This is a genomic window from Cryobacterium cheniae (genome assembly GCF_004403395.1).
GTDB classification, from domain to species: Bacteria; Actinomycetota; Actinomycetes; order Actinomycetales; family Microbacteriaceae; genus Cryobacterium; species Cryobacterium cheniae.
In genome coordinates this window covers 41,513-49,080 of sequence record NZ_SOGN01000058.1, presented here as the reverse complement: position 1 = coordinate 49,080, position 7,568 = coordinate 41,513, and the positions used below count along the sequence as shown (strand labels likewise).

At 70.7% G+C, this 7,568-nt stretch carries 9 protein-coding genes; 6 read left to right on the top strand and 3 right to left on the bottom strand.

Annotated features, from left to right (window positions below):
• On the bottom strand, positions 1–412 hold a 412-nt coding region (locus tag E3T23_RS13465; protein ID WP_277612466.1), incomplete at its 3' end, for a sigma-70 factor domain-containing protein.
• Positions 409–717: a hypothetical protein gene (locus E3T23_RS13460; RefSeq protein ID WP_134370983.1), complete on the bottom strand. Its 309-nt coding sequence runs from the start codon at positions 715–717 to the stop codon at positions 409–411. The genes E3T23_RS13460 and E3T23_RS13465, both read right to left, overlap by 4 nt.
• A 158-nt stretch (positions 718–875) precedes the next feature.
• On the opposite strand from E3T23_RS13460, the gene E3T23_RS13455 reads away from it, so the two are divergent.
• The 3 genes from E3T23_RS13455 to E3T23_RS13445 all read left to right on the top strand — a co-directional run bounded on the left by E3T23_RS13455 (position 876) and on the right by E3T23_RS13445 (position 4,043).
• Positions 876–1,787, top strand: a complete 912-nt coding sequence (locus E3T23_RS13455) for a 1,4-dihydroxy-2-naphthoyl-CoA synthase (RefSeq protein WP_134370982.1) — start codon at positions 876–878, stop codon at positions 1,785–1,787.
• Between the two features lie 6 nt (positions 1,788–1,793).
• Entirely contained in the window at positions 1,794–2,972 is a 1,179-nt protein-coding gene (locus tag E3T23_RS13450; protein WP_166806299.1) for an AMP-binding protein, read from the top strand.
• Positions 2,973–3,155: 183 nt separating this feature from the next.
• Positions 3,156–4,043: a 1,4-dihydroxy-2-naphthoate polyprenyltransferase gene (locus tag E3T23_RS13445; protein ID WP_241977944.1), complete on the top strand. Its 888-nt coding sequence runs from the start codon at positions 3,156–3,158 to the stop codon at positions 4,041–4,043.
• Here E3T23_RS13445 and E3T23_RS13440 read toward each other — a convergent pair.
• Positions 4,017–4,328: a DUF4229 domain-containing protein gene (locus E3T23_RS13440; RefSeq protein WP_134370980.1), complete on the bottom strand. Its 312-nt coding sequence runs from the start codon at positions 4,326–4,328 to the stop codon at positions 4,017–4,019. The two genes, E3T23_RS13445 and E3T23_RS13440, sit on opposite strands and share 27 nt — an antisense overlap.
• Before the next feature lie 71 nt (positions 4,329–4,399).
• Between E3T23_RS13440 and E3T23_RS13435 the strand changes: the two genes are divergently transcribed.
• Genes E3T23_RS13435 through E3T23_RS13425 form a run of 3 tightly spaced genes read left to right on the top strand, consistent with a single transcriptional unit; the run spans position 4,400 to position 7,497 of the window.
• Positions 4,400–4,867, top strand: a complete 468-nt coding sequence (locus E3T23_RS13435) for a PLD nuclease N-terminal domain-containing protein (RefSeq protein ID WP_134370979.1) — start codon at positions 4,400–4,402, stop codon at positions 4,865–4,867.
• Positions 4,860–6,608, top strand: a complete 1,749-nt coding sequence (gene menD, locus E3T23_RS13430) for a 2-succinyl-5-enolpyruvyl-6-hydroxy-3-cyclohexene-1-carboxylic-acid synthase (protein WP_134370978.1) — start codon at positions 4,860–4,862, stop codon at positions 6,606–6,608. Before E3T23_RS13435 ends, menD begins: the two co-directional genes overlap by 8 nt.
• A 22-nt stretch (positions 6,609–6,630) precedes the next feature.
• Entirely contained in the window at positions 6,631–7,497 is an 867-nt protein-coding gene (locus E3T23_RS13425; protein ID WP_134370977.1) for a PPK2 family polyphosphate kinase, read from the top strand.
• The last annotated feature ends 71 nt before the right edge of the window (positions 7,498–7,568 follow it).

Here is a 7,568-nt window from a genome sequence, read left to right as displayed (position 1 = left end):
GGACGAGGTCCATGATGGGCATTCCGCGGCCGGAGTAGTGTTTGGCGATGCTCACCACGAGGCGCAGGTTGGCTTCGATGAAGTGATTCTTCGCGCGGCGGCCGTCATGGGCGAGCCAGGCCAGCTCGCGGGCCAGGGACGGGTCGTCGACTCCGCGGGACAACTTCTCGGCGGCGAAGAGCCCGACTTCGATGCGCTGGGCGAGGGTCACCTCGTCGACGGCGCGAAGCAGGGGGCCTCTGCCGATGCGACGCAGGTAGTCGCCGAAGGCATCCGTCGATGCGCTGTAACGCGCGGGTGCGGTCGAGGGGGCGGAGGTGGATGCCGCTCGGGGCAGGGGCCGGCCAGACGCGGATTCCGGTCCTGAACCCGCATGCTCCGGAGGCTGGGTCTCTTGCTCGACCGTGCTCATCGCAGCGCCACCCTGGTGGGTGCCGGGCGGAGGGCGAGACTCGCCGCGGCGCGATCGAAGGAGGAGAAGTACGACCGCTCGCGGGGCCGGCCGAAGTCGGTCACTTCGAAGGCGTCGTCCACGCGCTGGATGAAGCCGACGAGGGCCGCCGGGTCGCCGTCAGCGATCATCCGGTCGCTGATGCGCCATTCAGTGGAGGAGAGGGCGTTGATCCCGATGTCTCGACCGGGTGGGGGAGGGTTCTGCGTGAACTGAGTCTGTAGCCCGGCTTCGCGGATCGGTTTTCGGGTGCCGGTGTCGGCCATGACAACCTCCGAGTCTTTCTCAAGACACCAGTACACAGGGTGAAAACCAAGGCCTCAAGGGGCTTGACTTTGCCGCTTGAAAGGGGGGTGGTCCAGTGCCCCCGCGGGGCTCCGGGCGAGCCGCATTCCGCCGCCGTGGGCCCGCGTAGGCTGGGTGCATGATCGAACAGGTTTCCGAAATCTTCGACCCGACCCAGTGGCGGGAGGTCGCGGGCTTCGACCGCCTCACCGACGTCACCTACCACCACGACGTGACCGGGAGGATCGCCCGGGTGGCGTTCAACCGGCCCGAGGTGCGGAACGCGTTCCGCCCGCACACCGTTGACGAGCTCCACGCCGCCCTCGAGGACGCGCGCGTCAACCCGCGCATCGGGGTGGTGCTCCTGACCGGCAACGGGCCCAGCCCGAAAGACGGCGGCTGGGCGTTCTGCTCGGGCGGGGACCAGCGCATCCGTGGCCGGGACGGCTACAAGTACGCCGAGGGCGAGACGGCGTCCGGGATCGACAAGGCCAGGGGCGGGCGACTGCACATCCTCGAAGTGCAGCGGCTGATCCGGTTCATGCCCAAGGTCGTCATCGCGGTCATCCCGGGCTGGGCGGCCGGCGGCGGGCACTCCCTGCATGTGGTCTGCGACCTCAGTATCGCCAGCGCCGAGCACGGCAAGTTCAAGCAGACGGATGCCGACGTCGGCTCCTTCGACGCCGGCTACGGCAGCGCCTACTTCGCCCGCCAGGTGGGGCAGAAGACCGCCCGGGAGGTGTTCTTCCTGGCCCGCGAGTACTCCGCTCAGCGCGCCCTCGAGATGGGTGCCGTGAATGCCGTCGTGCCGCACGCCGAACTCGAGGTGGAGGCGCTGGACTGGGCACGCACCATCCTGACCAAGTCGCCCACCGCCATCCGGATGCTGAAATTCGCCTTCAACGCCGTGGACGACGGTCTGGTCGGCCAGCAGGTGTTCGCCGGGGAGGCCACCCGACTGGCCTACGGCACCGACGAGGCGGTCGAGGGGCGCGACGCGTTCCTGGAGAAGCGCGACCCCGACTGGGGTCCCTACGACTGGCAGTTCTAGGCGACCATGACCCGGCGGCTGAGGGTGGTGCCGGTCGGTGACCCGCTCGACCTGATGACACCGTTGCGCCTCGCGCTGGCCAACACGGGCGACGCCGTGCTGCCCGTGCCCGACCGGCCCGTGCCCGACCAGCCGGGGGCGGCCCCGCGGCCCGGCCTGACGCGCGTGCCCCGGCAGGTGGCCGTGGTGATCGAGACGTCCGGGTCGACGGATGTGCCCAAGCGCGTGATGCTCAGCACCGACGCCCTGCTCAGCAGCGCCGCCGCGTCCAGCGTCTGCCTCGGCGGCCCCGGGCAGTGGCTGCTGGCCCTGCCCGTGCACTACATCGCCGGGGTGCAGGTGCTCGTGCGCTCGATCGCGGCCGACACCATCCCCGTCGTGCTGCCGGGCGGCCACTTCGACCCGGCCGTGTTCGCGACCGGGGCCGAGCGCCTCACCGAGCCGCTGCGGCTCACCGCCCTGGTCCCGGTGCAGCTGGCCCGACTGGTCGCCGCCGCCGCGGACGACCGTCACCTGCTGGCCCTGCTGCGCCGCTTCGACGGAATCCTCGTCGGCGGCCAGGCGCTGCCGCCGCAGCTCGCCGAGCGGGCCTTCGCCCTCGACCTGCGGATCGTCGCCACCTACGGCTCGTCGGAAACCTCGGGCGGGTGCGTCTACAACGGCACGCCGATCGGCAATACCCGGGTGCGCGTGGTCGACGGGCAGCTGGAGATCGCGGGCTCGGTGCTCGCCGAGGGCTATCTGGGTGACCCCGTGCGCACCAGGGACCGCTTCATCGACGTGCACGGAGAACGCTGGTACCGCACCGGCGACCTGGGCGAAGTGGATGCCGCGACGGGCCTGCGTGTGCTCGGGCGCGCCGACAATGTGATCATCTCCGGCGGCGAGAAGGTGTCGCTCGACGCGGTCGAGCGGGTCGTGCGGTCGTTGCCGGGCCTCGGCCAGTCCCTGGTGGTCGCTCGATCCGATCTCACCTGGGGCCAGGTCCCGGTGCTGGTCGTGCCGGGGGCACCCGGAGATGCCGGCCTTCCGGCGGACACCCTCGAGCGAATCGGGGAAGCCGTCGCATCCGTGCTGGGCAAGGCGGCCAGGCCCGCGCGCCTCGTTCGGGTCGCGTCGATCCCGCAGCTTTCCACGGGTAAACCCGACCGCCGGGAGCTGGCCCGGATGCTCGCAGATCTCTGAGTTGCCGAGCTGCCGAGCTACCGAGCCACCGGCACGTACTATGAATGCGTGGCACACGGAGCGCGGCCGGTCAGGCCCTCACAACAGCGATTGAACCCCTCGGCATCGACGAATTCGGCGGCCCGGAACCGGAAGTCGGGCAACCCGGCACGGCGGAATGCCCCCGCGGGCCGTGGCTCGGCCGTGGCCGCGCCGGCCACGGCGGGCGACTGGGTCTCCGGGGCGCGCCTGCGCACGCTTCCGCTGGCGATCGCCCCGGTGGCCCTCGGGACGGGCGCCGCGATCGTCGCGAGCGGACCCGGCGTCTTCCACCCGGTGCGAGCGGTGCTGGCGTTGATCGTGGCCCTGTGCCTGCAGATCGGCGTGAACTACGCCAACGACTATTCCGACGGCATCCGCGGCACCGACGCCAATCGGATCGGTCCGGCCCGGTTGACCGGCAGCGGCGCCGCCCGGCCCCGCGCCGTGCTGACGGTCGCCGCCGCGTTCTTCGCCCTCGCGGCGCTCGCCGGCCTCACCCTGGTGGTGCTGACCGGGCAGTGGTGGCTGCTTCTGGTGGGCGCCGTCGCCATCGCCGCCGCCTGGTTCTACACCGGGGGACGCAAACCGTATGGCTACTTCGGTCTCGGCGAGGTCTTCGTCTTCGTGTTCTTCGGGCTCGTGGCCACGACCGGCACCACCTATGTGCAGGTCGGCACCGTGAACACCGAAAGCTGGCTGAGCGGCGTCGGGATCGGGCTGATCGCCATGGCCGTGCTGATGGTCAACAACCTGCGCGACCTGGAGCCGGATCGCGCATCCGGCAAACGCACCCTCGCGGTGCTGATCGGGAGCACCGCGTCGCGCGTGGTCTTCTGTCTGTTCCTGCTGCTGGCGTTCGCGATCGTCGCCTTCTTCGCGGTCTTCTACCCGCTGGCCTGGTTGACGTTCTTCGTGCTGCTGCTCGCGGTGCCGGCCGGATTGATAACGGTGACGGCGAAGACCTCGGCTGAACTGGTGCTGGCCCTCAAACTGACCAGCTTCGCGGCGCTGGCCTACGGGGTGCTACTGGCTCTCGCGTTTGCCCTGTAAATCGGTTTCGGCCACCCGCGCGTCCGCACGGTCGAGGGCCGCGTCCTCGGACTCGGCATCGGGGTGCACCGGTTCCGCGTCGGGGTGCCGCGCCTGGTAGAGGCCCAGCGCGACCTTCTCCCGGGGCTTCCGCAGGAAGATGAAGGAGAGCGAGGCTCCGATCAGCGCGGCGGCGATCGCGGCGATCCACCACTCGATCCGGAGAGCGAGCATCACGGCGAGCGGGACGGCGAACAGGAGCACACGGAGGACCGAGTAGGACACCCAGACGGGAACAGCTTTCATGCTCACAGCTTAGGTTGCCGGGCTGTGCAATCACTCACCGATCTCACGGCTGGGAGCCATACACTGAGGACATGGTCCGCCTGTGGTTCGCTCTTGGAGTCGTCGTCGTCGTCCTCACCGTCTATGCGCTGGTGGATTGCGCGCTTCTGCAGCGATCCCGAGTGCGCGGGCTTCCGCGGTGGGTGTGGATGTTCGTGATCGTGCTCATCCCCGTGATCGGGCCGGTGCTCTGGCTGCTGATCGGTCGTGGCCGCGCCAGCACGGGCAAGGTCGTGCGGTCGTTCGCCCCGGACGACGACATCGACTTTCTCAAGGGTCTGGACCGGGCCACGTCGGACCAGGAACGACTCCGCGCCCTCGAGCAGGAGCTAGCCGACCTCGACGCCCCGGATCCCCGGGATCTCGGTTCCACCGGCACCGCTGACCCGACCGGCACGACCGGTCAGGGAAAACAGGGCGGCCAGACCGGCCAGACCGGTTTCGAGCCGAAGAAGACCGAGCCGGGCGAAGGCGATCTGCCTGGCCGGCGGGATGCCTGACATCGTAGCGAGCGGCAGCCCGGCCACAGATTTCAGCGTCTCTCTCCTGGGTGAATTCGTGCGACTCGGGGTGCGCGACGTGGTTCTCAGCCCGGGTGCCCGGTCCCAGGCTCTCGCCCTGGTGTGCGCTGAACTCGAACGGATCGGGCTGATCCGGCTGCACGTGCGCCTCGACGAGCGCGGCGCGGGCTTCCTCGCTCTCGGGCTGGCGGTCGAGTCCGGGCGTCCGGCGCTGGTCGTCTGCACCTCCGGCACGGCCGTCGCGAACCTCCACCCCGCGGTGCTCGAAGCGAACCACTCCGGGGTGCCCATGATCCTGCTGACGGCCGACCGGCCGAGCGAGCTGCGCGGCATCCGTTCGAATCAGACCACCCTGCAGCCCGGCCTGTTCGGGGTGGCGACGCGCCTCTGCGTGGATGCGCCCGCGCCGGAAGGCGCGGCCGCCGAGCCGGGCGACGCCATCCTGCTGGCCCGCCAGGCGACGGATGCCGCTACCGGCGCCACCACGCTCGACCCGGGCCCGGTGCAGCTCAACCTCGCGTTCCGGGAGCCGTTGTCGGCGCCCGTGACGCTGACCCCCGAAGCGATCTCGGGCCCGGCCGGCCTCGCCGAGTCCGCCGCCGTGCCCGCCGCCGTGCCTGTCGCACCCGTCGTGGCCGCTGCCGGCACCGCACCGGTGTTCCTGGTCACCGGCGGCCCGCGCACCGTGGTCATCGCCGGCACGGGCGCCGGCCCCGAGGCCGAGGAATTCGCGCGCGCCGGCGGCTGGCCGCTCCTGGCGGAGGTGTGCAGCGGCGCCCGGTTCGGCCCGAACCTCGTGTCCGCCTACCGCGAGCTGCTGCTGGCCTCCGACCTCGGCGGGCGGGTCGAGCGCGTGGTCGTGTTCGGTCACCCCACGCTCAGTCGCGAGGTGCCCGCCATGATCCAGCGCGAGGGCGTGGAAACCGTCGTGGTGGCTCCCTCCGGCGCGGAATGGTACAACCCCGGACACCGGGTGCGCGTCTTCGCCCGTGCGGCCGCCCCGGATGACGCGGCCGTCTCCGCGGCCGACACCCCCGAAGGCCGGGAATGGCTGGGACGCTGGGTGATGTCCAGCCGGCACCTACTGGCCGCGGGGGCTGCCCGGGAATCGATCCCGATCAGCGACCGGGGGATCACCCGCGAAGAGCTCGCCGCCATGCGCGCGCCGGTCACCCGGCCCATGCTCGTGGATGCCGTCTGGCGCGCCTCCTGGCCGCACGACCGTCTCGTTTTCGGTGCCTCCCGGCTGGTGCGGGTGGCCGACCGGCGCGTGCCAGGCAAGAAGATCTCCGTGCACTCCAACCGTGGCCTGGCGGGCATCGACGGCACCGTCGCCACGGCTGTCGGCATCGCCCTGGCCAGTCAGACCGGGCCGACGCCGCAGTCCACCGGGGTCACCCGGTTGGTGGTCGGCGACCTCACCCTGCTGCACGATGTCGGATCGCTCCTGCTCACCCCGGGGGAGGCGCTCCCCCGGTTGCAGATCATCGTCGGCAACGACGGCGGCGGCACCATTTTCGACGGCCTGGAGGTGGCGGCATCCGCTCGCGCCGAGGCCATCAACCGGGTTCTGTTCACCCCTCAACGGGCGGACCTGGCCAACCTCGCCGCCGCCTACGGCTGGTCCTACGGTCAGGTGGCCACTCGGAGCGACCTCGAACGGGCGCTGACCGCGCCGCACGCGGGGCCGAGCATCCTCGAGGTTCCGCTGGTTCGGTAGGCACAACAACGGAAGGTTCACCATGGCTGAACGCAGTGAGCAGGATTTCTGGGCCGGGGAACCGGCGGCGTTGCTGCGGGTGAGACCGGGGTTCCGGCTCGCTGACGTCGATCCCGGTTCCACGCCCGGCTTCGACGGAGTGGAGAAGGACAACGCGGACGAAGCGCTCGCCGCCGGGGTCGGCGTGCTGGCGGAGCTGCAGGAGATGCTGTTCGCCAACAGCCGGTCCGGCGACCCCCGTCGGGTGCTCCTCGTGCTGCAGGCCATGGACACGGCCGGCAAAGGCGGCATCGTGCGCCACGTCGTCGGCGCTGTCGACCCTCAGGGCATCCGTCCGTACGCGTTCAAGGCACCCACCGAGGAAGAGCGGGCTCACGACTTCCTCTGGCGGGTACGCAAACGGCTGCCCGACGCCGGCCTGATCGGGGTCTTCGACCGGTCGCACTACGAGGACGTGCTGGTCGGTCGCGTGCGCGCGCTGGCCCCGGCGGCAGAGATCGAGGAGCGCTACGGCCTGATCAAGACGTTCGAGCAGGAAGTCGTCGACGCTGACACGACCATCGTCAAGGTCATGCTGCACATCGGCTCGGACGACCAGAAGGAACGCCTGGCCGAGCGGCTGGAACGCCCGGACAAGCACTGGAAGTACAACCCGGGCGACATCGACGAACGGATGCGGTGGGCCGCCTACCAGGAGGCGTACCAGATCGCCCTCGAACGCACGTCGACCGACGCCGCCCCCTGGTTCGTGGTGCCCGCCGAGAAGAAGTGGTACGCCCGCCTGGTCGTGCAGCATCTGCTCATCGACGCCCTGCAGCGACTGGACCTGTCCTGGCCGCCGGCGACCTTCGACGTGGAGGTCGAGAAGGCCCGCCTCGCCGCGACCTGAGAGTGCCCGTTCCGGCCCGGAGTGACCCGAGCACTCCGACGGGAGCGGGAGGGGAGCGGGACGGATGTTCG

Coding starts and splice junctions, on each gene's coding strand:
- E3T23_RS13455 (WP_134370982.1), top strand. CDS start 876: ATGATCGAACAGGTTTCCGAAATCTTCGACCCGACCCAGTGGCGGGAG.
- E3T23_RS13425 (WP_134370977.1), top strand. CDS start 6,631: ATGGCTGAACGCAGTGAGCAGGATTTCTGGGCCGGGGAACCGGCGGCG.
- menD (WP_134370978.1), top strand. CDS start 4,860: ATGCCTGACATCGTAGCGAGCGGCAGCCCGGCCACAGATTTCAGCGTC.
- E3T23_RS13440 (WP_134370980.1), bottom strand. CDS start 4,328: ATGAAAGCTGTTCCCGTCTGGGTGTCCTACTCGGTCCTCCGTGTGCTC.
- E3T23_RS13450 (WP_166806299.1), top strand. CDS start 1,794: ATGACCCGGCGGCTGAGGGTGGTGCCGGTCGGTGACCCGCTCGACCTG.
- E3T23_RS13460 (WP_134370983.1), bottom strand. CDS start 717: ATGGCCGACACCGGCACCCGAAAACCGATCCGCGAAGCCGGGCTACAG.
- E3T23_RS13435 (WP_134370979.1), top strand. CDS start 4,400: ATGGTCCGCCTGTGGTTCGCTCTTGGAGTCGTCGTCGTCGTCCTCACC.